The organism is Rhizorhabdus phycosphaerae, from assembly GCF_011044255.1.
Taxonomy (GTDB): Bacteria; Pseudomonadota; Alphaproteobacteria; order Sphingomonadales; family Sphingomonadaceae; genus Rhizorhabdus; species Rhizorhabdus phycosphaerae.
On the sequence record NZ_CP049107.1, the window covers coordinates 1,213,849 to 1,237,299 of the forward strand.

At 64.7% G+C, this 23,451-nt stretch carries 26 protein-coding genes and 1 pseudogene; 9 read left to right on the forward strand and 18 right to left on the reverse strand.

Features of this window, described 5'->3' with window-relative positions; translation table 11 throughout:
* Positions 1-52: 52 nt before the first annotated feature.
* Entirely contained in the window at positions 53-559 is a 507-nt protein-coding gene (locus G6P88_RS05575) for a hypothetical protein (protein WP_165322259.1), read from the forward strand.
* Between the two features lie 670 nt (positions 560-1,229).
* A complete protein-coding gene (locus G6P88_RS05580; RefSeq protein WP_165322260.1) occupies positions 1,230-1,490 on the forward strand; it encodes a hypothetical protein in 261 nt (86 codons plus the stop codon).
* A gap of 51 nt (positions 1,491-1,541) precedes the next feature.
* Here G6P88_RS05580 and G6P88_RS05585 read toward each other — a convergent pair whose 3' ends face one another.
* From G6P88_RS05585 to purT, 4 genes are all read right to left on the reverse strand, one after another.
* On the reverse strand, positions 1,542-2,336 hold the full coding sequence (locus G6P88_RS05585; RefSeq protein WP_165322261.1) for a sulfite exporter TauE/SafE family protein: 795 nt from the start codon (positions 2,334-2,336) through the stop codon (positions 1,542-1,544).
* 227 nt (positions 2,337-2,563) lie between these two features.
* Positions 2,564-2,878: a UrcA family protein gene (locus tag G6P88_RS05590; RefSeq protein ID WP_165322262.1), complete on the reverse strand. Its 315-nt coding sequence runs from the start codon at positions 2,876-2,878 to the stop codon at positions 2,564-2,566.
* Positions 2,879-3,044: 166 nt separating this feature from the next.
* Entirely contained in the window at positions 3,045-3,431 is a 387-nt protein-coding gene (locus tag G6P88_RS05595; protein ID WP_165322263.1) for a RidA family protein, read from the reverse strand.
* On the reverse strand, positions 3,428-4,615 hold the full coding sequence (gene purT / locus G6P88_RS05600) for a formate-dependent phosphoribosylglycinamide formyltransferase (RefSeq protein WP_165324922.1): 1,188 nt from the start codon (positions 4,613-4,615) through the stop codon (positions 3,428-3,430). Before purT ends, G6P88_RS05595 begins: the two co-directional genes overlap by 4 nt.
* A 150-nt stretch (positions 4,616-4,765) precedes the next feature.
* On the opposite strand from purT, the gene G6P88_RS05605 reads away from it, so the two are divergent.
* Entirely contained in the window at positions 4,766-5,935 is a 1,170-nt protein-coding gene (locus G6P88_RS05605; RefSeq protein WP_165322264.1) for a GGDEF domain-containing protein, read from the forward strand.
* Here G6P88_RS05605 and G6P88_RS05610 read toward each other — a convergent pair whose 3' ends face one another.
* The 6 genes from G6P88_RS05610 to G6P88_RS05635 form a co-directional block, all read right to left on the reverse strand.
* Complete coding sequence (locus G6P88_RS05610) at positions 5,936-6,283, reverse strand: ArsC family reductase (RefSeq protein WP_165322265.1); 348 nt, start codon at positions 6,281-6,283, stop codon at positions 5,936-5,938. It abuts the gene before it with no gap.
* Positions 6,284-6,352: 69 nt separating this feature from the next.
* A complete protein-coding gene (hslU, locus tag G6P88_RS05615; protein ID WP_165322266.1) occupies positions 6,353-7,654 on the reverse strand; it encodes an ATP-dependent protease ATPase subunit HslU in 1,302 nt (433 codons plus the stop codon).
* Between the two features lie 38 nt (positions 7,655-7,692).
* Positions 7,693-8,244 (reverse strand): ATP-dependent protease subunit HslV, encoded by a 552-nt coding sequence (gene hslV / locus G6P88_RS05620; protein WP_165322267.1) that lies wholly within the window; start codon positions 8,242-8,244, stop codon positions 7,693-7,695.
* Positions 8,245-8,305: 61 nt separating this feature from the next.
* The gene (locus G6P88_RS05625; RefSeq protein ID WP_165322268.1) at positions 8,306-8,659 is read right to left on the reverse strand and encodes a DMT family protein; all 354 of its coding nucleotides are present in this window, start codon (positions 8,657-8,659) and stop codon (positions 8,306-8,308) included.
* 27 nt (positions 8,660-8,686) lie between these two features.
* Entirely contained in the window at positions 8,687-9,382 is a 696-nt protein-coding gene (locus tag G6P88_RS05630; protein ID WP_226946733.1) for a cistern family PEP-CTERM protein, read from the reverse strand.
* A gap of 151 nt (positions 9,383-9,533) precedes the next feature.
* Entirely contained in the window at positions 9,534-10,253 is a 720-nt protein-coding gene (locus G6P88_RS05635; protein ID WP_165322270.1) for a cistern family PEP-CTERM protein, read from the reverse strand.
* Positions 10,254-10,569: 316 nt separating this feature from the next.
* On the opposite strand from G6P88_RS05635, the gene G6P88_RS05640 reads away from it, so the two are divergent.
* From G6P88_RS05640 to glcF, 3 genes are read left to right on the forward strand one after another with little or no spacing between them, the layout of a single operon-like run.
* Positions 10,570-12,069: an FAD-linked oxidase C-terminal domain-containing protein gene (locus tag G6P88_RS05640; protein WP_165322271.1), complete on the forward strand. Its 1,500-nt coding sequence runs from the start codon at positions 10,570-10,572 to the stop codon at positions 12,067-12,069.
* Positions 12,069-13,244: an FAD-binding protein gene (locus tag G6P88_RS05645; RefSeq protein ID WP_165322272.1), complete on the forward strand. Its 1,176-nt coding sequence runs from the start codon at positions 12,069-12,071 to the stop codon at positions 13,242-13,244. Before G6P88_RS05640 ends, G6P88_RS05645 begins: the two co-directional genes overlap by 1 nt.
* Positions 13,234-14,544: a glycolate oxidase subunit GlcF gene (glcF, locus tag G6P88_RS05650; protein ID WP_165322273.1), complete on the forward strand. Its 1,311-nt coding sequence runs from the start codon at positions 13,234-13,236 to the stop codon at positions 14,542-14,544. The genes G6P88_RS05645 and glcF overlap by 11 nt, the downstream gene beginning before the upstream one ends.
* Position 14,545: 1 nt before the next feature.
* Here the strand turns inward: glcF and G6P88_RS05655 are convergent, their stop codons facing one another.
* The 5 genes and pseudogenes from G6P88_RS05655 to G6P88_RS05675 all read right to left on the reverse strand — a co-directional run bounded on the left by G6P88_RS05655 (position 14,546) and on the right by G6P88_RS05675 (position 18,061).
* Positions 14,546-14,704, reverse strand: a complete 159-nt coding sequence (locus G6P88_RS05655) for a hypothetical protein (protein ID WP_165322274.1) — start codon at positions 14,702-14,704, stop codon at positions 14,546-14,548.
* A gap of 106 nt (positions 14,705-14,810) precedes the next feature.
* Positions 14,811-15,677 carry an alpha/beta fold hydrolase gene (locus G6P88_RS05660; protein ID WP_165322275.1) on the reverse strand — a complete coding sequence of 289 codons (867 nt, stop codon included), beginning with the start codon at positions 15,675-15,677 and terminating at the stop codon, positions 14,811-14,813.
* A gap of 685 nt (positions 15,678-16,362) precedes the next feature.
* Positions 16,363-16,533 (reverse strand): annotated as a pseudogene (locus G6P88_RS20515) (hypothetical protein); the annotation flags it as partial.
* 54 nt (positions 16,534-16,587) lie between these two features.
* Positions 16,588-16,989 carry a PRC-barrel domain-containing protein gene (locus G6P88_RS05670; RefSeq protein ID WP_226946734.1) on the reverse strand — a complete coding sequence of 134 codons (402 nt, stop codon included), beginning with the start codon at positions 16,987-16,989 and terminating at the stop codon, positions 16,588-16,590.
* Between the two features lie 79 nt (positions 16,990-17,068).
* Positions 17,069-18,061: a cupin-like domain-containing protein gene (locus G6P88_RS05675; RefSeq protein ID WP_206335873.1), complete on the reverse strand. Its 993-nt coding sequence runs from the start codon at positions 18,059-18,061 to the stop codon at positions 17,069-17,071.
* Positions 18,062-18,281: 220 nt separating this feature from the next.
* On the opposite strand from G6P88_RS05675, the gene G6P88_RS05680 reads away from it, so the two are divergent.
* From G6P88_RS05680 to G6P88_RS05690, 3 genes are all read left to right on the forward strand, one after another.
* A complete protein-coding gene (locus G6P88_RS05680) occupies positions 18,282-18,857 on the forward strand; it encodes a hypothetical protein (protein WP_165322278.1) in 576 nt (191 codons plus the stop codon).
* A gap of 224 nt (positions 18,858-19,081) precedes the next feature.
* Entirely contained in the window at positions 19,082-20,137 is a 1,056-nt protein-coding gene (locus G6P88_RS05685) for a serine hydrolase (protein WP_226946735.1), read from the forward strand.
* A 199-nt stretch (positions 20,138-20,336) separates the two neighbouring features.
* Complete coding sequence (locus tag G6P88_RS05690; RefSeq protein WP_226946736.1) at positions 20,337-21,608, forward strand: methyl-accepting chemotaxis protein; 1,272 nt, start codon at positions 20,337-20,339, stop codon at positions 21,606-21,608.
* A 220-nt stretch (positions 21,609-21,828) separates the two neighbouring features.
* Here G6P88_RS05690 and G6P88_RS05695 read toward each other — a convergent pair whose 3' ends face one another.
* The 3 genes from G6P88_RS05695 to G6P88_RS05705 form a co-directional block, all read right to left on the reverse strand.
* Positions 21,829-22,509, reverse strand: a complete 681-nt coding sequence (locus G6P88_RS05695; RefSeq protein ID WP_226946737.1) for a cytochrome b/b6 domain-containing protein — start codon at positions 22,507-22,509, stop codon at positions 21,829-21,831.
* A 16-nt stretch (positions 22,510-22,525) separates the two neighbouring features.
* On the reverse strand, positions 22,526-22,990 hold the full coding sequence (locus tag G6P88_RS05700; protein ID WP_165322280.1) for a c-type cytochrome: 465 nt from the start codon (positions 22,988-22,990) through the stop codon (positions 22,526-22,528).
* Between the two features lie 71 nt (positions 22,991-23,061).
* Entirely contained in the window at positions 23,062-23,448 is a 387-nt protein-coding gene (locus G6P88_RS05705) for a hypothetical protein (RefSeq protein WP_165322281.1), read from the reverse strand.
* Positions 23,449-23,451: the final 3 nt, after the last annotated feature.

Below are 23,451 nucleotides of genomic sequence, written 5' to 3' on the forward strand. Positions count from 1 at the left end.
CAAGATTTACTGACTGTCCGCCCGCTTCCTCCCCTCCGCTAAGAGGATCGCCATGGACCGTCCCCACGAACGCCTTCGCTCGCTGCGCGCCCGCTCGGGCCTTTCCATGCGCGCCTTCGCCGCGATGCTCGGGTCGCCGCTCGACAAGCGCTACGCCTATTATGAGGAGAAGCGCTTCGCAGGCCCGCTGCCCGTCGACGCCGCGCGCAGGATTGCCGCCGCGCTTCAGCCGTTCGGAGTGGACGCCGTCGAGATTTTCGAGCTGGCGGGTCTGTCGCAGGACCAGAGCGAAGCGGAAGCGGTCGCCGAGCCAGAGTTCCAGCAGATCCTGCTTCCGGTCGCCCTGCCTAATGCAGCAGCGCTGACCCGGATGTTCGAAACGCTGCTGGAGGATCAACTGCCCGGAGAGCAGCGCGACGCGCTTGCCCGAATGCTCGCCTTGCGGCTGCCAACCGCGCTTCAGCGCGCAGCCTCTTCATCGCCTGTTCCGGCCCGGCTGACGCGCGCCGGAGCCGCTGCACCTCCTGCCAGGCATCATCGGCCTCGCCCGCGCGGATAGCGCAGCCGATCTCGCAGGCCGGACATCCGAGACTACAGGCAGGCGTGGACCGATAGACCATAGGGCTCATCGACTCGCTCCATATATGTTCTTTTTTTGTTCTATTTCGATACGGTGCGGGTGTCTAGGATTTTTCCTATCCATCTCACAAAAAAAGGGCCCGGCATGTCCGGGCCCTCGCATGAGGCGGGATCAGGCGCCCCTGGGAACCTCGCGAGGCGAGCGATACGGGGCGCCTCCCACGGCCGCATAGGGTGCCTGCGCTTCTGCCACGACTACCGGAGCGTGCGTCGCCTGCGGACGAAAGATGGGCGCGATCATCCAGTTGGGAGGCGTAGGCCGAACCGCCCCCGTCGACGGAAGGCTATCGGAGAACGCCCCGGAGATCAGGACCTCCGCCTGCGCCATCATATCGCCCGTCATCATGTTCATTGCGACTCACCACCTGATCACTGTCTTGGCGGCTAGATGCGCCTGTTGGCCGCTCAAGAAAATAGGACTCCCGCTTAAGTTACAATTGTTGACAGCTTCCTAATTTCTGGCCGCTCGCGGCGGCTGCGGACAGCCGCAATAGCCTGTCTGCTGCTGCCAGCGAGTCAAGAAATTGATTGATTTTTGCACAAGATTATTGTACGCGAAAATGCCTGTCGGCTGAGGAGCATCGCGTAGGTTGGAACAGACCGGAAGCCCACCCTGCCCCGACCTCGTCCAGATCGACGCCCTGATCCACGCACTCGACAATCTGCGCCACTGGACGTCGGATGCGCGGGACAAAGGACGACGTCGCGACCTGCAGAGCCGACGACTTGCTCTCAGCGCGGCTCGGCTCAGGGACGAATCGTGGAGCGCAAGCTTGCTTGCGGCCTATCAGCTTTTCGAAGTCGACGGACTGCACCAGGCCTGGCGCGACATCGGCGGAGGCCACGCGTAATCGGCAAGATCAAGCGGCCGATATCAGGCCTGCGCGCCTGCCCGGCGGCCGTCAGGAGAGGAGGAGCTTCAGCCCCGTGAGGAACAGGATGACGGCGAGCGCCCGCTGGACGAACGTCTCGTTCAGCCACATCGTGAGCCTCGCGCCGAGGACGATCCCGGGAATGGATCCGATCAGCAACATAGCCAGCAGGTGCAGGTCGACCGCGCCCGCGACGAGATAGCCGAGCCCCGCGACGAGCGTCAGCGGCACGGCATGCATGATGTCGGTCCCCACCAGCTTCCGCGCAGTCAGCCGCAATGGATAGAGCATGAGAAGCATCGTCGCTCCCAGCGCCCCCGCGCCGACCGAGGTGAGCGTCACCAGCGTGCCCAGCACGGCGCCCGCGAGCACCGTGAGCGCCGGCTGCCAGCGCACGAAGCGCTTGGCGCGGGCTTCGTCATCGACGTCGATCATCGCCGTCACCAGCTGGCGGCGAAACAGCGTCGCGGCGGAGGTGATGACGAGCATGCCGCCGAGCATCGTAACCACCAGCCCGTGCTTCACCTGGTGACTTCCCGAGGCGAACAGGAACAACAGGGTCAGAAGCGCTGCGGGAATACTGCCGAGGCAGAGCCAGCCGACGATGCGGACATCGGCGCTCTCCTGGCGATGATGGACGATCGACCCTGCGGTCTTGGTGACTGCCGCGAACCACAGATCGGTGCCCACCGCCGTCGTCGGCGCGACCCCGAACAAAAGGATCAGGATCGGTGACATCAGCGAGCCACCCCCGACCCCTGTAATGCCGACGATGATCCCGACGAGCAGTCCGGCCAGGGCATTCAACCAGTCGATGTCGATCATGCTGCCCCGGCTCTGTTCACGCCCCTCCTATTGCCGGGGCCCTGCCTGGGGACAAGAAAGCTCTTCTTCCCTGCCTGCAAGCGATCACCCTGCGCGGCCGTAACGGCGCCCAACGGGTCGGACCCTGCAGACGTACGCCCGCACCGCGCCCCCTTTACACAGAAAGGCCGCCAGGACGGGCTGGAGCCTCCTGGCGGCCTCTGTCGGCCATGCGGTGTCGCCAGCAATCAGCGGGCGGCGAGGCGGATATCGGCAGCCGGCTTGGCCTGCGCCAGAGTGGCCTTGGCTCCCATCACGGCCTTCTGGCGGCAGGCGGCAACCTCGATGCTGGTGCCGACATCCGGGCGACCGCAGACATCTTCGGCAGCGCGGCGGATCCGGGCGTCGAGCTGCGAAGCGCCCGCTGCACTGGAGAGGTCGAGATCGCCATAGGCGACAGCGACGCGAGCGGGTTCGGCGCGGAGCGGCGTTGCGGCAGCGATGGTGACGAAGGTCGCGACGATCGCGAAGGTGCCGGCGACGGTGTTGTTCAGCTTGGTCATTTTCAGTTCCCTTTTGATGTGCGTTGTGGATGTCACATGCTCAGCAGGAACCGTGCCAAATGAAAAAATGGCGAAAAATCAGTTTTTTTTCAGTGTAGGGTAGAAGGAAACCCGCTCACCATTAGCGAATTTCACCATCTCACGGTGGATAATCCTAAACCCGCCATCAGCCTCGGCGGCGGAGAGCAGTCACTTCGATCTCGATCTTCATCTCCGGCCGGATGAGCCCGACGATCAGCGCCGTGGCGGCGGGACGAATCTCCCCGAAAGTGGCGCCGAGCACCGGAGCCACCTCCTCCCAATGGGAGGCATCGGTGAGATAATAGGTGGCGCGAACCACGTCCGCCATGGCGAAGCCGGCCTGCGACAACGTCCGTTCGATCAGTGCCAGCGCGTTCCGGGCCTGATCGGCAACCCCGTCGGGCATGACTCTCGTTTCGGGATCATAGCCGGTGGTGCCGGCAACGAACGCCCAGTCACCGTCGACGAGCGCCCGGCTGTAGCCGACCTGCTCTTCGAAGGGAGAGCCCGAGGAAATCCGGATACGGGTCACTCGCCGTCGCTCGGGTAGATGATACGCACCTTGGCCGCGGCCGCCCGCGCCGCCGCCCGCGCCGTATCGGCCGTGCCGCCGCGCGCGACTGCGAGAGCGACGCCCATGCGGCGATTGGGACGCGTGACCGGCTTGCTGAACAGCCGCATATCGGTCTCCACGCCATCCACCGGGGCCAGCGCCTCGGCCAGCCCCTCGAAGCGGAAATCCTCCGCGTTCCGGTCGGCCAGGATAACCGCCGACGCTGCGGCCCCGTTGAGGTGGATGTGCGGGATCGGCAACCCCAATATGGCTCGTGCGTGCAGATCGAACTCGGTCAGGTTCTGCGAGATGAGCGTGACCATGCCGGTGTCGTGGGGACGGGGTGACAGCTCGGAGAAGATGACCTTGTCGCCGGCGACGAAGAACTCGACGCCGAACAGGCCATAGCCGCCCAGATTGTCGACGACCTTTCGCGCCATGTCCTGCGCCGCCTTCAGCGCCTTCTTCGACATCGGCGTCGGCTGCCAGCTTTCCTGATAGTCGCCCCGCTCCTGCCGATGGCCGATGGGCTCGCAGAAGATCACCCCTTGCCGGGTGCGGACGGTCAACAGCGTGATCTCATAGTCAAACGCGACGAAGGCCTCGACGATCACGCGCTGGCGATCGCCCCGCATCCCTTCGACGGCGTAGTCCCACGCCGCATCGACGGCGCCCTCGGCGGTGACGATGCTCTGCCCCTTGCCCGACGACGACATGACCGGTTTCACCACGCAGGGAATCCCGATCTTTTCGACCGCCGCCCGCATCTCCTCGCGGCTTTCCGCATAAAGGAAGCGCGACGTGACAAGGCCCAGCTCCTGCGCCGCCACGTCGCGGATGCGGTCGCGGTTCATCGTCAACTGCGTCGCACGCGCCGATGGCACGACCGAAAATCCGCGATCCTCATAGTCCTTCAGGACTTCCGTCCGGATCGCTTCGACCTCGGGAACGATATGATCGGGGCGGTGCTTCTCGATCACCGCGGCGAGGGCGTCACCGTCCAGCATCGAAAAGACTTCGGAGGCGTCCGCCAGTTGCATCGCCGGCGCATCGGCATAGGAATCGCAGGCGATGACATAGGCGCCGAGCCGCTTCGCAGCGATCACGAACTCCCGTCCCAACTCACCGGAACCGAGCAACAATATCTTCGCGATCGGGGTCATCATCGTCTCCTTGCCGCCGCCGATAGAGGGAGTCGTCCAGCTGATAAAGCCGCTGCGGAAGATCCCTAAGGGATTTTACAATAGTTCATTTTGTCTCGCCTGCGCGATCGGCTATGCCAAGGACAAACCGCTAAGGGGCGAAGCGGCTAAGTGTCTGTCGATATTTTCATATTTGCGGTTCTGCTGCTCATCAACGCGTTGATGACGATCGCGATGCTGCTGGCCTCGCGGACACTCGGCCAGCCGAAGATGGCGAAGATGCTGGCGGGCGCGTTCGGCTGCAACGTCCTGCTCTATACCGCCGACCCCATCTACTATTTCTACTTCCGCGGCGATCCCTGGGCCAATCTTCTGGTCAGCGTCTTTGCGACGACCACGCCGATCCTCGCGGCCATGGCCTATCGGATGCGGTCTGGCCTGCCCCACAAGACCCCCTATTTCGTCGTAAGCCAGGCTGCCGCACTGCTGGTGATCTTCTTCTTCAGCACCGGCTATCCGGACCGGGGGCTGGCCGGCGCCGTCGTCCCCTTCTATGCAGCGATCGTCCTGCTCTTCGGCGTGACCAGCGCCCTTCTCCGGCCCGGACGCAAGCTCCTGCTGGGCGAGCGGCCGATCATCTTCACCTGCATGGGCATGGCCGCCATCGAGATTGCCGGCGGAATGACCCTTGCCCTGATGCCGCCTCAGGGCTCGGAGCTGCTCGACCAGGCCTATACGGTGATCGTCTTTCTGGGCCTCCCTGCCATGACGGTCGCGGCGGGCATCTTCTCGCTCTATCTGATGGGCGGCGATCTGTCGGAGCGGCTGCGCCTGGCAGCGGATACCGACTCGCTCACGGGCGCGCCCAATCGGCGGGCGATCGAGACCACCGGCACGCGCCTGATGCAGGAAGCGAACGCGTTCGGCCGTCCCCTTACGGTCGCGATCTGCGACGTCGACCATTTCAAGGAAATCAACGACCTCTACGGCCACAGCCATGGCGACGAAGTCCTCTGCCAGATCACCAGCCTGTTTCGCGACACCCTGGTGGCCCCGGAACATTATGGCCGGTTCGGCGGCGAGGAATTCGTACTGTTCTTCCCCGGAGCCGATATCGACCGGGCCCGCGACAAGGTCGAGGAGCTTCGCAATCGTATCGCCAAGCTCCGGATCGGCGATCTGCCGCTTCGCCTCACGGCAAGCTTCGGTATCGCCCCGATGAGCGCATCGGATCAGATATTGAGCGACGTGATCAAGCGCGCAGACCGCGCACTCTATGCCTCGAAGGAGGCGGGACGGAACCGGACGACCGTCGATCGCCAGGCCGCCGCCGCCTTCTGATCAGCCGAACCGCGCCGCATATTGATCGGGCTTGAACCCGACCAGAAGCTGCCCGTCCCCATCGACAATCGGCCGCTTGATCATCGATGGCTGCGCGATCATCAGCGCAATAGCCTTGTCCTGATCGAGATCGGCCCGGTCGGCGTCCGGCAGCTTGCGAAACGTCGTGCCGGCACGATTGAGCACCGTCTCCCAGCCCAACTCCTGACACCAGCGCGTCAGCGTATCGCGATCGATCCCCGCCGACTTATAGTCATGAAAGGCATAGTCCACGCCCCGGCCCTCGAGCCATGTGCGCGCCTTCTTGATCGTGTCGCAATTCTTGATGCCGTACATCGTGATCGTCATCGCCATCCCCCTCATCGCCGACGTCCCTGCCGGCCTCTTGTCTCTGCCGGCAGGGAAGCGGAGCGCTAATCAAAGAACATATTTGGACAGGTCGGTATCGCGGGCAACCTCGCTCAGCTGCGCATCGACATAGTCCCGGTCGACGGTGATGGTCGAACCGCGCCGATCTTCGGCGCCGAAGCTGATCTCCTCGAGCAGCTTTTCCATCACCGTGGACAACCGGCGGGCGCCGATATTCTCGATCTGGCTGTTCACCTCCGCGGCGACCTTGGCGATGGCCGCGATGCCGTCTTCGGTGAAGGCTATCTCGACGCCCTCGGTGCCGATCAGCGCGCGATATTGTTCGGTCAGGCTGGCGCGCGTGTCGGACAGGATCCGGACGAAATCCTGCTCGGTCAGCGCCTTGAGCTCGACCCGGATCGGAAGGCGCCCCTGCAGTTCGGGCAGCAGGTCCGACGGCTTGGCGACGTGGAACGCGCCCGAGGCGATGAACAATATATGGTCGGTCTTGAGCGGACCATATTTGGTAGAGACCGTCGTCCCCTCGATCAGCGGCAACAGGTCGCGCTGGACACCCTCGCGACTTACCGATCCGCCGCGCACGTCCGACACCGCGATCTTGTCGATCTCATCGAGGAACACGATGCCGTTCTGTTCGGCGTCCTGCAGTGCGGAACGGCTGACCTCGTCCTGATCGAGCCGCTTGTCGGCCTCTTCGTCGACGAGCTTGGACCAGGCGGCGCGAACCGTCATCTTGCGGCGCTTGGTGCGCCCTTGGCCCATCGCCTTGCCCATCATGTCGCTCAGATTGATCATGCCGATCTGCCCGTTCATGCCCGGCAGCTCGAACGGCATACCACCCGAATCCTCGACCTCGATCTCGATTTCCTTGTCGTCGAGCTGGTGGTCCTCGAAGCGCTGGCGGAAGGCCAGCCGCGTCGCCTCGCTGGCATCCTTGCCGACCAGCGCGTCGAGCAGGCGCCCCAGAGCCGCCTCCTCGGCCTTGTCCTTGACCGCGCTGCGCCGGCGCTCCTTCTCCAGCCGCACCGCCTCCTCGACCAGATCGCGGGCGATCTGCTCGACGTCGCGGCCGACATAGCCGACCTCGGTGAACTTGGTGGCCTCGACCTTCACGAAGGGCGCATCGGCGAGCTTCGCCAGGCGACGACTGATCTCGGTCTTGCCGCAGCCGGTCGGGCCGATCATCAGGATGTTCTTCGGCGTTACCTCGTCGCGCAGATTTTCGGGCAGGCGCTGCCGCCGCCAGCGGTTGCGCAGTGCGACGGCAACCGCGCGCTTGGCGTCCGCCTGGCCGACGATATGCGCGTCGAGCGCAGCGACGATCGCCTTGGGAGTGAGTTGGTCGTTCATGAAAATTGCTTTCGCTGGACTGATCGATGGGGCTGCGTTCAGGCGGCGCTGTCGAGCGTCTCGACCGTCAGGCTGTCATTGGTGAACACGCAGAGCTCGGCCGCGATCGCCATGGCCTTGCGACAAAGTGCTTCGGCGTCGGGCTCATAGTCGACCAGCGCGCGCGCCGCCGACAGGGCGAAATTGCCGCCCGATCCAATCGCGGCCACGCCGGCCACCGGCTCCAGAACATCGCCATTGCCGGTGAGGATCAGGGTGACGTCCTTGTCCGCCACGATCATCATCGCCTCGAGGTTGCGGAGATATTTGTCGGTCCGCCAGTCCTTTGCCAGTTCGACGGCCGCGCGGAGCAATTGCCCATTATGCTGCTCGAGCTTGCGCTCGAGCCGGTCGAACAGGGTAAAGGCGTCTGCGGTCGCGCCGGCGAAGCCGCCGATCACCGACCCGTCACCCAGCTTGCGGACCTTGCGGGCATTCGGCTTCATCACCGTGTTGCCCATGGAAACCTGGCCGTCGCCGATGACGACGACCTTGCCGTTCTTGCGCACCGACAAAATCGTGGTGCCGTGCCATTTGGGAAGTTCGCTCATATCCGTCCTGATGCTTTGCGGATCGCGATATGGGAACGCCTCGGCGGTTGCGCAATCTCGCTCAGCTCTTGCCCACGAACATGAAGCAAGCCGCCCCGACCATGCAGGCGAAGGCGCCGACATGCCGCCAGCCGAGATGTTCGCCCAGCACGAAATAGGCGAAGCCCGCGAACACCAGCAGCGTCACGATCTCCTGTGTAATCTTGAGCTGCCCCGCGCTCCACCCGTGGAGATAACCGATCCGGTTTGCCGGCACCGCGAAGCAATATTCGACGAGAGCGATGCCCCAGGAAGCGAGGATGACGATCCACAGACGGGTGTCGGTGAACTTGAGATGCCCATACCAGGCGATCGTCATGAAGATGTTGGAGCAGACGAGGAGGAGGAGGGGCGTGAGCGTCATGCTCCGCGCCATAGCCCCCCGCTCGTCAGGAGAAAATGATCAGACCGCCTGGAGACGCGTCACCGAGCGGTTACGGCGCCGGAGCGTGCTGCCAATCAGGCCGAATCCTCCCAGCAGCATCATCCATGTTTCAGGTTCCGGCGCCGTGATCGGCTGGGGATTGGTCATCGACGTGACCTGGCCGATTCCTATCGCCCAATCCTGGCCGTTGACGGTCGGATTCACGTCGATGAATTTGACCGCGAACTGGTCGAAGGTAACCGCCTGCATGACCTGCGCGAAGGTAACCGAAAAGCTGCCCGTGCCGGTCAGGTCGGGGTTGGACGTTATGCCGCTGTTGGAATGCGCCGTGCATCCGCTGCTGCCCGCTGCAAAGCAGATGTCCTGGGTCCCGATATAGGGCCAGCTCTGGTTGTAATATTCGTAGGACAGCGCGCCGGTCGAGTTGGTGGCGCTTGTGTTCACCGTACCGGTGGTGTCGAAGCTGAAAGCCCGCAGTCGTGAGAAATTGGCGGAATCGTTGAGCAGCGAGTAGTTGAAATTATAGGTCAGACCGTTGTTGCTTACGCCGGTGAAGGTGAAGTTTCCGAGCGCGCTCACCGCCGTGGTGGTGCCGCTTCCGGCCAATGCGCTGTTGAAGTCGACGACCCATTGAAAGCCCGCATTGCCCGCGCTGATCGTAACCTCGTCATTGCTCGGCCAGACGAAGGTGGCAGAGGCTGGCGCAGCGGCCATTACAATAGCGATCGCAGCGGCGGTAATCCCGCGGAAGTCGAACATCATGCCCCCCAAGCCGAATCGGCTGAACCTGGGCGGTTCTAACTGATCCGCTCTTCAACCGTTACGGCGGGACGACGTAAACGGCGGGACTTTACGATTGTTTACCTTAAGGGCGCGCTGCCGCGAAGCGGACCGCAGGCGAGCCCGATCTGGACCGGCGCATGATCCCGCCGATCAGGAGAAAGCCGGAAATCAGCATCATCCAGGTCGCGGGTTCTGGCGCCACGATCGGATTGCTACCGCCACTGGTGCTGACCACCGAGCCGATTCCGACGCCAGAACTCGAGCCATTGATGGTAGGATTGATCGACTGGAACCGCGTCACGAAGCTATCGAGCGAAACCGACGCCATGACCTGCGAGAAGGTCAGCGCAAAGGTGCCCGTTCCGGTCTGATTGGCGTTCAGGCCCAGAGGCCCACCGGTGCAGTTGCCATTGCTGTCGGCCTCGAAACAGACGTCGATCGTTCCAACACCTGCCGGATAATTGTTGTTCAGGTTCGCGCTTGCGAAATAGCCAGTCGACGATGCGCTGCTCACATTGGGATCAACGTCGAAACCGAAGGACGTGAGGCGCGACGACACCGAAGAATCGTTCGTCATCGAATAGTTGAAATTATAGGTCAGGCCGTTGTTGCTGAGACCGGTGAAGGTGAAGGTGCTGAGGCCGCTGACGAGGTTGGTGCTGCCGCTGCCGACCAGCCCCGTATAATCCGTCGTGAAGGAGTAGCCGACGTTGGAGCTGTTGATCAGCACCGCCGCAGGCGCAGCCGATCCGAACACCGCCGTCGCCGCAATAACGAGAGCCAGAAAGCCACTTTTACGCATAACGCCTACACCTTGCTCCACGTACTGCCCCCCGGCAGCCGTCTTGCAACCTCGATATCATGTTCCGGACCCAATATCCATTTTGCAACTGTTAACAACGCCCACGCGACTGCGAGCGATAGCACGCTGATTTTTCAATGAAATCCGGCACTGCATATTTGCCTTTTGTCTGCGGCTATGTCCTGCATCGTGAGGTGTTCGGCTCGTGCAGCACGCAAACTTCGCAGCATCGAACCTGTCCGAGGTCCTTAAACCTAGCTGATTCGATCCTGTTCGGAATGAGCTGCAGCGGCTATCGAGCGGTCGCGGAGAGGGGATGAGCATGTCGTTGAAGATGCCGGAGCCGGACAGGCGGACGCTGCAGCAACGCGACACGATCGTCGCAGCCCTGCGCGCAATCGTGCCCGGTGAAGGCGTCATCGACGATCCCGCCGAACTCCGCCCCTATGAGAGCGACGGACTGACCGCCTATCGGCAGCCGCCGCTCGCCGTCGTGCTACCCGAAACGGTCGACCAGCTCTGCCGAATCCTGCGCTACTGCCACGAACAGGGCGTGAAGGTCGTGCCGCGAGGCGCCGGCACCTCGCTGTCGGGCGGGGCCTTGCCGCTGGCCGATGCGGTGCTGGTCGGCATGGCCCGCTTCAACCGGATTCTCGACGTGGACTATGTCGACCGCATCGCCGTCGTCCAGCCGGGCGTGACCAATCTCGCCATTACCCGGGCCGTCGAGGAGCGAGGCTTCTATTATGCGCCCGATCCATCGAGCCAGATCGCCTGCACGATCGGCGGAAATGTCGCGGAGAACTCGGGCGGCGTCCATTGCCTCAAATATGGCCTGACGACGAACAACGTCCTCGCGGTCGAGCTGGTGACGATGGACGGTGAAGTCCTCAGGCTGGGCGGACGCCATCTCGATCCGGCCGGGCTCGATCTGCTCGGTGTCGTCGTCGGCTCCGAAGGTCTTCTGGGGATCGTCACCGAAGTGACCGTCCGCATCCTCCCGCGCCCGCAGACCGCGCAGGCTTTGCTGATCGGCTTCTCATCGGTGGCGAGCGCCGGTCAATGCGTGGCGGACATCATCGCCGCCGGCATCATTCCCGCCGGAATGGAGATGATGGACAGGCCCGCCATCCATGCCGCCGAAGCCTTTGTCCGCGTGGGCTATCCGCTCGACGCCGACGCGCTGCTGATCGTCGAGCTAGACGGCCCGGAGGCGGAATGCGGGCATCTGGCCGGGGAGGTCGCGCGGATCGCCGCAGGCCATGGCGCATCCTCTATCCGCGCATCCCGCGACGAAGCCGAGCGCCTCGCTTTCTGGGCGGGACGCAAGGCGGCCTTCCCGGCCGTGGGTCGGCTCGCGCCCGATTATTACTGCATGGATGGTACCATCCCGCGCCGACGCCTGCCCGAAGTGCTGGAGCGCATGGCAGTGCTGTCCGAGCGCTACGGGCTCGGCGTAGCCAATGTTTTCCATGCTGGCGACGGGAACCTCCACCCGCTCATCCTCTACGACGCGAATGAGGAGGGGCAGCTCGAACGTGCCGAAGCCTTCGGCAACGACATATTGCGGCTTTGCGTCGAGATGGGCGGCGTGCTGACCGGCGAGCATGGCGTGGGTGTCGAGAAGCGCGACCTGATGCCCGAGATGTTCAGCGAGGTCGATCTCGCCCACCAGCAGCGGGTCAAATGCGCCTTCGACCCGGCCCTGCTGCTCAACCCGGGCAAGATGTTCCCGACCCTGCACCGCTGCGCCGAACTCGGTCGGATGCACGTCCATCGGGGCGCCGTCCCCCACCCCGAGCTACCGCGTTTCTGATGACGATCACACACCGCCCGACCGACGACCGCCAACTCGCCACCCTGTTCGCTGACGCCGCCGCCGAGAGCCGCCGGCTCGAACTGCGCGCCGGGGGATCGCGCTGCGACATCGGCGCACCGCGCGAGGTCGAGCTCGTCGACCTCGGCGCCTTCTCCGGCATCGTCGACTATGACCCGCCCGAACTGGTCCTGACCGTGCGCCCCGCGACTCCGCTAGCAGAGATCGAGCGGCTGGTGGCGGACAACGGCCAGATGCTGGCGTTCGAGCCGTTCGACCAGGGGCCCCTGTTCGACCGGCCGGCAGGAGCCGGCACAATCGGGGGTGCCGTTGTCTCGGGGACGGCCGGCAGCGGCAGGCTCACCGCCGGCGCGCCGCGCGATCATCTGCTCGGCCTCTCCGCCATATCGGGGCGCGGCGAGCGCTTCGTGGCGGGCGGCAAGGTCGTCAAGAACGTCACCGGCTACGACCTTCCGAAACTGATCGCAGGCAGTTGGGGCAGGCTCGCCGCCTTGACCGAACTGACGCTGAAGGTCCTGCCCCGTCCGCGCGTCACCCGCACGCTCGCGATCGAGGGGCTTTCTCCGGACGCCGCGCATCGGGCAATGGCGTGCGCACTGGGCAGCCCCTGCGACGTCTCGGCGGCCGCACACATGCCTGCAGGTGGCGGCAGGCCGTCGCTGACGCTGTTGCGTGTCCAGGGCTTCGCACCCTCGGTCGAGGCGCGCTGTCTGGCCTTGCCCGACCTGCTGCGGGATCATGGGCGGCCCCACATACTCTCCGACCGGGACCAGGCCGACTGCTGGGACGCAATCCGCACCGCCGCTCCCCTGCGCGAAGCTGCGGTCCTGTGGCGGCTAAGCCTCCCCGCCCACCAGTCACCCGCCCTGATCGAGCGACTGGCCCCTGCCGGAACCGACTGGCTCATGGACTGGGCCGGCGGTCTGCTATGGCTGGCAAGCGACGCATCACCCGAGATCATCCGGTCCGCGACGGCCGACGCGGGCGGCCATGCGATGCTGGTCCGGGCGCCCGCCGAGCTACGCGCTCGGATAGCGTTCCAGCACCCTCGCCAGCCCGGCGTGATGGCGCTCGAACGGCGCGTGCGCCGCGCCTTCGACCCAGCCGGCATCTTCGAAAGCGGGCGCTTCCTGGACGACGACGATGCGGACTGACTTCACCCCCGAACAACTGGCCGATCCCGCGACGGCGGTCGCAGAAGCGGTCATCCGCAAATGCGTGCATTGCGGCTTCTGCACGGCAACCTGCCCCACCTATGTGCTGCTCGGCGACGAGCTCGATAGCCCGCGTGGCCGCATCTACCTCATCCAGAACATGCTGGAGCAGGAAGCCGAGCCGACCCCGCAGGTGGTCAAGCATATCGACCGCTGCCTGTCCTGCCTGTCCTGCATGACGACCTGCCCATCGGGCGTGAACTACATGCACCTCGTCGACCATGCGCGCGCTTATATCGAGCGCCGCTATCGCCGCCCGCTTGCCGAGCGGATGATCCGGGGGCTGCTCGCGGCGGTGCTTCCCTATCCCCGCCGCTTCCGCCTCGCCCTCGGTCTCGCGCGCCTCGCCCGGCCGCTCGCACCGCTCTTCAGGCGATCATCCCGAACGCGCCCGCTCGCCGCCATGCTTGATCTGGCACCGCGCAGTCGGCCGATGCAGATGCCGCCGCAGGCACCCGACGCTCCCGAACATCCCGCCGGCGTGGTCGCCGTGCTGGAGGGCTGTGCCGAACCCGTGCTCCGGCCCCAGATACGGGCGGCGACGCTGCGCCTTCTCGCCCGGCTCGGCTACCGCACCGTGTCGGCACCCGGCGAAGGCTGCTGCGGCGCGCTCGTCCATCATATGGGCAAGGAAGCGGCGGCCCTGGAGGCCGCGCGGCGCAATGTCGATGCCTGGTGGCGCGTGATCCAGCAGGACGGCCTCGACGCCATCCTCATCACCGCCTCGGGTTGCGGCACCACCGTCAAGGATTATGGGTTCCTGCTACGCAACGACCCGGCCTATGCCGAGCGTGCGGCTCACATATCCGTACTCGCCCGCGACATCAGCGAGTTTCTCGCCCCGCTCGACCTGCCCACCGCCGGTATATCGGGGGTAACCGTGGCCTATCACGCCGCCTGCTCGCTGCAGCATGGGCAGAAGCTTCCCGATCTGCCTCGCAAGCTGCTCACCGCCGCAGGCTTTCAGGTGCTCACCCCGGCGGAAGCGCATCTGTGCTGCGGCTCGGCCGGAACCTACAACATCCTCCAGCCCGAACTGGCGGGCCGCCTGGGAGGCCGCAAGGCCGCCAATCTCGATCGGCTGGCAGCCGATGTCGTCGCAACGGGCAATATAGGTTGTGCCGTCCAGATCGGCATGCGCAGTGCCCGCCCGGTTGTCCACATCGTCCAGCTCGTCGATTGGGCTACGGGGGGACCCAGGCCGGACGAGCTGGCGGAACTGTCAACCGGCGAAGGGTAGCTCAGCCGTCGCAGAGGCGACGCGCCTCCCTTTCATAACGCCGCGCGAGGCCGCTGCGAATCGCCCGCGCCTCGTCGCTCGATGCCCGCGCCGCAGCAAGCCGTTCCTGCTCGACGCGTCGTTCCAGATAGCTCAGCCTGGATTCGAATATCTCGATCATCAGCCGCCCCTGCCGAGAACACCCTGCCTGCACTCGTGCTTCAGCGCATCCAACCACGCAGAGGCTAAATCATGGTTAACGCGCCAGGTCTAAGGCCGGCGATCGGTCAGCGCGCGGTTGCGGGCATCGTCCGGTCTAGAAAGGCTACGAGGCCCGCGCTGAAACTGTCGTTGCGGTCGCCCGCAATCATATGGCCGGCGCCTGCGACGTCATAAAGCTCGGTCTGGGGCACGAGGCGTTTCATCTCGGCGACGCCTTCTTCGTCGACGATGTCGCTCTTGCCACCGCGGACAAGCAGGACCGGCAATGTTACCTTGTCGGCGACGGAACGCAGCGCCTCGGCGAAGCGCGGCGGTTCGGGCCGAGCGGTCGGTCTCAGCATCTTGGGGTCCCAATGCCAGTAGAGGCGACCATCCGGCCCCTCACGCAGATTCTTGCGCAGGCCGCTGATATCCTTGGGGCGCGGGCGTTCGGGATAATAGGCCGATACCGCATCGGCCGCTTCCTCGACCGAGCCGAAGCCGTCGAGATGCGCGTTCATGAAGGCCGCGATACGCTGCGCGCCTTCGGCTGCAGGGCGCAGAGTGATGTCGACCATGACGAGGGCATCGGCAATCGGCTCCGGGCTGCTGCCGACCGCGTAGAAGGCGGTCATTCCCCCCATCGACGCGCCGACAAGGGCGACCGGCCTTCCGACTCCGCGCAATATGGAGCGCAGGTCATTCGCCAGGTCGGTGACATGATAGGCGGCTTCCGGGGACCAGCCACTGTCGCCATGGCCGCGTGCGTCATAGTTCACGACATGATAGCCGCGCGCGATCAGTTGCTCCATCGTGCCCGACCAGCTGTGCCGGGTCTGGCCGCCGCCATGCAGCATGACGACCGTCGGCGCATCCGCAGGCCCGCCGACCTCGCCCGCGAGTATCAGTCCATCGTCAGTTGTTACGCGCAGTGGCTTGGTCGTCTCGGTCATCGGCCCGACCTTTCACGCGATCCCGGCTAAATCAATGTGATAATCGAAGCCGTCGCCCTCTTTGACGATCGAGCAGGATGGTCAGGTCGGCACGGGCGGGCATTTCGGCCAGCATATGCTCGGTGAGACGCTGATAATATTGAACGAAATGGTCGATCGCCCTGTCGTCCATCGTCCCTTCGGCCGACTCGCCAGCGTCGGACAGCCTTTGTCGCAGGTCCTCTTCCTGCTCTCGCCGCCATCCCGCCACCACGTCGAAGGACGGCGCGGCGAGGAAGAGCTGCCAGTCTATTCGCGCGAACAGGCCGGCATAGTCCGTGGCAAGCCGACGGTTGACCCAGCGGCGCCAGCGTCCATCCGCATCCTGTTCGCGCTCGAGCGCGTTGACGGGCCGGTCGAGGACGGCCTCATCCTGCGGTGCGGCCCCTACGCACCAACCTTCGAACAGCACTATGTCGAGTGGCCCCGCGACATTGCTCCACCGCTCGACCGGCAGGCGGTCGTCCATCTGCTTGGCAAAACGCGGCAGTCCGATGCTACCCGGTCGGCTGCATGCGTCGATCACGGCATGACCCAGCGCCACATCATGCGTACCGGGAACACCGCGAACCGCGAGCAGAGGGTGAACCTCAGCCGCCAGACGCTGGCGCTCGGCGCGCGGCAGATAAATATCGTCGATCGACAGGGTCGCGACGCGAAGGCCCCGACCGGCCAGCATCCTCTCCATCTCTCGCGTCAGGGTCGACTTGCCGCTGCCCTGCGACCCGGCGATCCCCACCACGAAGGGCGAGCGCGCTTTCGCTTCGTTCGCCACACAGATCGCATCGACAATCTGAGCAGTTCCGATGTCCGTCATCCGGCTGCCATAGCGCGCTTGGCCGTCACCCGTCACGCGGCAGGAACTATGCGGTCAAATATAGGGCAGCGGGCCATAAGGCCCGTAATATTCGAAGATCCGCTGATCATATTGCCTGACGCTGGCGCCGCCCAGGTCGACCAGTTCCTCCCGGCCATAATAAGGCGCGCCTTCCAGCACGGAGCGATCGAGCGAGACGACATAGCCATCCTGCGCCGGATCATAGTCCAGCAAGGACCAGGGGATGGGGTGGAATTTTTCGCCGATGCCGAGAAACCCGCCAAAGGACATGATCGCATAGGCGATACGGCCGCTTTTCCTCTCGATCGACAGGTCGTCGACATGGCCGATCCGCTCGCCGTCACGATCGAAGACGGGCGTGCCGTTGACCCGGCTGCCAAGGATCAGGCTGTGGCCCGCCTCGCCGTGCGGCTCATCGAAACTGTCGTTCATCATGTCTCTCCCATCGATGCGAAGGGGCGGCGCCCCTTCGGTCAACGGGGTCTGCCGACGATCGTTCCGAGGCTATTGCGGATCACTCCATCCGGTAGCTCTCATAGGAGGTGTAGAAGTCATTATCCCAGCGGAAGGCCGTGAAGGACATTCCGATGTGCGGGTCCAATCCCTCAACATGGTGCCACCAGCCGATCGGCAGGAACAATGCGTCGCCCGGCCCGATTTCGCATTCGAGCACGGCCGGTTTCTCGCCCTCGGCCGGTCCCGCCGGAAGGTCATCGGTCGTCCAGCGGCTGAAGCAATGGACGTCGTTGCGCATCTTGGGCGTGTCATGTGGCGCGACAAGCCGCACCCTCTTTCGCCCCACCAGCGTGAGCAGCAGGTTGTTGGTCAGGTCGTGATGCCAGGGCGTTATGGTTCCGCGCGGACCGATCCAGATGAAGCCTGCCCTGGCGCCGCCGAGAGCAAGCAGGTCCGGCATCTCGCCCACCTCCTCGAAGAGCGGGCCGAAGACGCTCCTGTTGTGGTCGGCAGTGTTCGCCGTCACATAGAAGTCGTTGCACGGCGCGGGATCGCGAAGGCGCCGGTCGATCTCCTCATAAGGCCTGGTCGTCGCATGGCGGTCGACATTGCGTTCATAGTCGGCGGAGGCGGAGCGATTCCACTGCACCCGCACCTGCCGGCCGGCCAGCGCCGTCGCCAGATGATCGAACGACCACAGGCGCCGCGCCGGCCATGCGTCTGCAAGGCCGCGCAGCACCGCCGGCCGGTTGGCAAGATAATGATCCCGGTAAAAGGCGTGGATCCGGTCGGACGGCACCGTCGGAACCTCGAGCGCCTCGTCGTCGGTCAACCTTAGCCGCGCCTGATTCTGCATGATCCAGCGCCATTTTCCGAGCCGCCATCGCAACTGGCGCGAACCCCGGAAATACGGGCTTTTGATCGCCCGTGCGACTTCCGACTCCGCGATGGCGAGCGGATGCCCCATCGACGAAACACGCCGCGCCACGACATCGGGCGCCATGCCGTCGAGCAGCATCGCTGCGATGTCCTCTCGCAGATCATCGTTCATGACGGACCGGGCCGATCCGCCCTTTTTACCTGACGCCATGCCTGTCGCCGCTTTCTCCAAGACGAGCCCGACATTCGCCCCCATTGTTACAGCAGCATTTCAACCGGTCTCCATTTGCCCGAAACGGCTTCCGGGATTATGGTTAAGGCCGTTGTTTTGGGGGCGTAGTGTGATTGCGATGCTGATGTGCGGCGGGAGCATGCTCCTCGCCATTGCGATAATGATATCTTCCTTCCATTTCGGACGGCCCGGTCGGCCGATCGCGGCGATGGCGGCGCTGATCGCCCTGATCGTGCTTGCCCTGGCCTTCAGGATCACCGAGTTCGTTGAGGCAAGCAACGCGGTCCGCGACGACAGCCGTCAGCTCGCGGCGACGGCGCGATCGGTCGAGGCCGATCTTCGCCGGCTCGCGCTGGCAGAAGGCGTACCCGCCACCGGCAATTCGCAGCAATTGCTCGTGCAGCTTCTCGCCCGTCGGGCAGAACGCGAACTGGCGGCTCAGAACGCCGTCGCAAGGTCGGAAGCGGTTCCGGACGGCGACGCGCTACGGCCATCGCAACTCTCGCAGACGGACGTCCTGGAACGGCTCGGCCGCATCTATCTCGCCAAAGCCACCGGCAGCGAGATCGGCGGCGCGCCCGCGCCCGCTGCCTGGGTGAACGAGCAGCTCGAAACCTATGGCTTCGACTGGCGGGTCAAGGACGGGGGCAACGGCAAATATCAGGTGATCGCCGCGCCAGGGCCTGCGGAGACGATAATCGCACCTGGCAGCCCTTCGTCCCACGTAGGCCTCTGAACAGGCTTGCCCCGGCCGTTCAGAAATGGCTAATTCTCGTCTGTCATCATGGCGTTACCGGATGAGGAGACGGAACGAGGGTGAACGGCGCGGCTGAACGGCCCTACCTGTGGCGACTGGCCGGGACATGTCTCGTTGCCCTGCCCCTTGTTCTCGCGGCGTGCAGCCCGTCGGCTGGCGATGATGACCGCCGCAAAGCCTCCCAGGTTCGCCGTCCTATATTGGTGGAACGCGATGCGGTTTCCCGCCCTGCCGGGCCCATTGTCGTCACGCTGGCTCCTATTCCGCCGAGCGCTGCGAGCGGGCTAGACCGGACCATCGCCCGGCTGGGGCGAAGCTTCGACGGCGATGTCGGCATTGCGGTTCGCGACGTGCAGACGGGCTGGACATCGGATCATCGGGGGCTGGATCTGTTTCCGCAACAGAGCGTGTCCAAGCTTTGGGTCGCACTGGCCGCCTTCGATCAGGTGGACCGCGGCACGCTGTCGCTCGACCGCGAGCTAAGCCTGACGAAAGCCGATCTCACCCTGTTCCATCAGCCGGTGCGGGCGCTGGCGCTGCGCCCTGGCGGCTATCGCACCGATGCCCGCGATCTGGTGATCCGCGCGCTGACGCAAAGCGACAACAGCGCGAACGACCGGATGCTGCGTGAGGTCGGGGGAACCGGAAGCATCCGCGCGACGCTCGCCGCCAAGGCGATCGCGGGCGTCCGTTTCGGTCCGGGCGAACGATCGCTGCAAGCGAAGGTTGCGGGGCTTGACTGGAAGGCCGATTATTCCGTCGGCAACCGCTTCTATGAAGCCCGGGAGGCGCTTCCCCGCGCGGCGCGGCGCGCGGCCTTCGACGCCTATACCTCCGATCCGATGGACGGAGCCTCCCCGCTCGGCATCGTCGACGCGCTGGCAAGACTGAAACAGGGTCGCCTGTTGTCGCAGCGCTCGACCGAAGAGATGCTCGGCATCATGAGCAACACCCGCACCGGCGCCAACCGGCTGAAGGGCGGGCTGGAGCCCGGCTGGACGCTGGCGCACAAGACCGGGACCGGTCAGATACTCGAGGGGGAGCAAGCCGGATATAACGACGTCGGCATTCTCACCTCGCCAGAGGGCCGTTCCTATGCGATCGCCGTCATGATCGGACGCACCGATCGCCCTCTCGGCCAGAGAATGGCGCTGATGCAAAAGGTCGTCGGCGCAACGATCGACTATGATCGGACGCTCACCCGTCAGCGGGAAATGGCTCCGCCCGCAGAAGCCCCGACCCCGCCCGCACGACCTTGAAGCAAAAAATGGGGCCACGCCGCACGCCCCCCAATCCGTCCGGATGGCTAACCCGAAATTAACTTCGCGCTGCGACCTGTGCACGTTCTAACCGCCAAGACGGGAAGCAGGGGCCATGTGGAAGAAGTCGAAAGAAGACCTCCAACCGACGCTTGAAAGCCGGGTCGCGGAGGCGATGTTCCGTCAATCGCCCGACGCGATGCTGCTGCTTTCTCAGGGCCGCTTCGTCGAATGCAATGCGGCTGCCGAACGCGTCTATGACCGTCCACGCTCGGCGATCATCGGCAGCGACCCCGGTGCCTTTTCCGCGCCGACGCAGGCCGATGGCCGGCCGGCCGCCGAGCAAGTGAAACTGCGCGTGGCGCAGGCGTTGCGCGAGGGCCATGCCCGGTTCGAATGGTGGAATCTCGACCGGAACGACAAGGTCATCCGGGTGATGGTGACGCTGATCCCCGCCGCGGTGGAGGCATCGGACGATCTCCTGGTCATCGTCCAGAACCAGAATCACACGATGGTCGTGGTGGACACGCTGCGCGATCGGCTGGCGACGCTCGCCAAGGGCGACCTGACCTGCCGCATCGATGGCGCCTTTGCGCCCGATTACGAACCACTTCGGCACAGCTTCAACGCCGCGATCGAAACGCTCGGCTCCTCCTTCGCCTCGGTCGCGACCGCCGCCGACCGGATGAGCATCGGCGTGGAGGAAATCAGCAAGGCCGCCGACGATCTTTCGCGCCGCACCGAACAGCAGGCGGCGTCGCTCGAGGAAACGGCCGCCGCGCTGCAGGAAATCACCAGCACGGTACGCGAGACAGCCGCTGGCAGCGCCAAGGCCGCCGAAGTCGCCAGCGAGGCGCGGGCCGATGCCGCCGACAGCAGCGACGTCGTTCGCCGCGCGATCGACGCGATGGGCGGGATCGAGCGGACCTCGAACGAGATTTCCGACATCATCGCCGTGATCGACGGCATCTCCTTCCAGACCAACCTTCTGGCTCTGAATGCGGGCGTGGAAGCGGCGCGCGCCGGGGACGCCGGCAAAGGCTTCGCGGTCGTCGCAAGCGAAGTCCGCGCGCTCGCGCAGCGCTCGGCGGATGCGGCCAAGGACATCAAGAGTCGCATCGGCGCCTCGGCCGAACAGGTCCGTTCCGGCGTCGAGCATGTCAACGCAGCCGGCAGCGCGCTCGACCGGATCGCGCGGCAGGTCACAGAGATGGGGGCGCTCATTGCCGACATTGCCGATGCGTCGCGTCAGCAGGCGTCCGGCCTGGGTCAGATCAACACCGCCATGTCGGAGCTCGATATCGTCACCCAGCAAAATGCAGCAATGGTCGAGGAGGCGACCGCCGCCGCGCGCAGCCTTGCCGGAGAGGCTGCAGACATGAGCGTGCAGGTGGGACGCTTTCGCCATCAGGGCGGGTCGACGTCTGGGCAATCCGGCACAACGCGCATGACCGGCTGGCGCGCCGCCTGACGGCGGCATCCCTGGAGTGAGGTGGTTGCCTGTCGGGCTCGGTTGGGCAAGCCGTTCCATTGGCCGGCGCTGCCTCAGGTCAGAGTTCTCCCCCGCGTGCTGCAAGCTCCGGGAGCTCGTGCGTTACCGAGCGTCTTCGGTGTTATCGAGGCATCGAAAGCGTGCCGGGACATCCGATGCCAAATGATCTTGTGGACGAAGCCTGACGCGAGCGGCCCGCCTACACGTCGCCCGCGCCGGCCAAGTGAAAGCCTTTCGATATCGCCCAGACGAGGACCACTATCGCCGCCAGGCCGATTGCCGCTCGCACCGGTGACCAGCGTACGTCATCGACCTTCTCGCCCGGTTCACGCTCGCGTCTTCCCGTGATCATCGGAAGGAGAAGGTCTCGCCCGACGAGGCACTGGTAGAAGAGAATTGCGCTGATATGCAGCCCTATCAGCGCCAGGGCCGCCTTGAACGCGGTTTCGTGGATCTCGGCAGCGGCGCGTCCGCCGTCGAAGCTCAGATATTCGGCAAGCGGCCCCGATTCGAGCCCGTCCACATCGACCGAAAACAGCCCCGCCGTGACCAGCGTCAGCAATACGAGCAGCAGCGCCGCCACGCTCCACCCGCCGAGCGGATTATGCCCGTCGGTCGCCTGCTCGTCCGCAGCCTTGCGGAGATAGGCCAGCACCGTACCAGGCCCCTTGATGAACTGAGCGAAGCGAGCCGTCCGGGATCCGGCAAGTCCCCAGAACAGGCGGAACAGCAGCAGCGCGAGGACGGCCAGACCCGAAATGCGGTGCCATTCCATCTCGTGATTCTCGCCGCTCCACCACGAAAAGGCGAACAAGCTGATGAGTGTCCAGTGAAACAGCCGTACAGGCGCATCCCAGATGCGGACCTTATCCCCCATCATGATGCTCCGGTCCCGCTCAGTCTTCAGCGCGGAACTGCTTGTGGCAGGCGCCACAGGTGCTGCCGACCGCCTTGAACTGTGCGCCGATCGCCGCGGCATTGCCGGTACCGGTTGCAGCCACCAGCTTGTCCGCCTCGACGATCAGTTTCTTTGCATGGCCATCGAACGTGGCACGGTCGGTCCAGATCGCCGGCAGGGCATCGGTTTTCACGCCCGCGCCTGGGCCGGTCCCCTTGGGGAACATCGGCACTTGCGCGCGAGCCACCGCAGCGATCGTCTTTGCCGCATCGGCCATCTTTGCTTTATCTGCGCCGCCTGCCAGCTGGTCCTTGATCACCTTCATCGCACCGCCCATCTTCTTGAAGTTGGCCTGACGCGCGGCAATGGTGTCGGCAGGAGACGCCGCAACAGCCAGCGTTGCGACACCTGCGGCAACAAGTGCAAGGGCAGTGGCAATCGTCCTTGAACGGGGCTGGGTCATGGCAGGCTCCTGAAAAGATTGAGATCAGAGCGGCTTAAGCGCCAGCGGGGAAGCGGCTTTCCGAAATATTCTCAGATAAGTCCCGCCCGCCGTGGCAACAGCATTTTCAACATGCCTGCTGCTATTTGTCCATGCTTGTCGACAATATGGGTGTGCGAACAACGACGGTCAGCAGGCGGATCGCCATCAGCGCCCATGGCACAGGATCGAGTTCGGGAAGTAAGGAGGATTTGGGCATCCCGCTGACAACTGCGCTGCCAGTTCGATCGACTGATCTCACCTATCCGCTCGCCGACATCAACCGGGCGATCGACGAACATGCCGCCGGCCAGTGTATCAAGGCGGTTCTGCTCCCCTGAGCCGGCCTCCAGCCGCCTGATGCCCATTCCGGGGAGATCATTGGCAGTTGATAGCGATTCACCGCGGTCGACGAAATCGCCCGTCGCCGGCGCATTCACCGC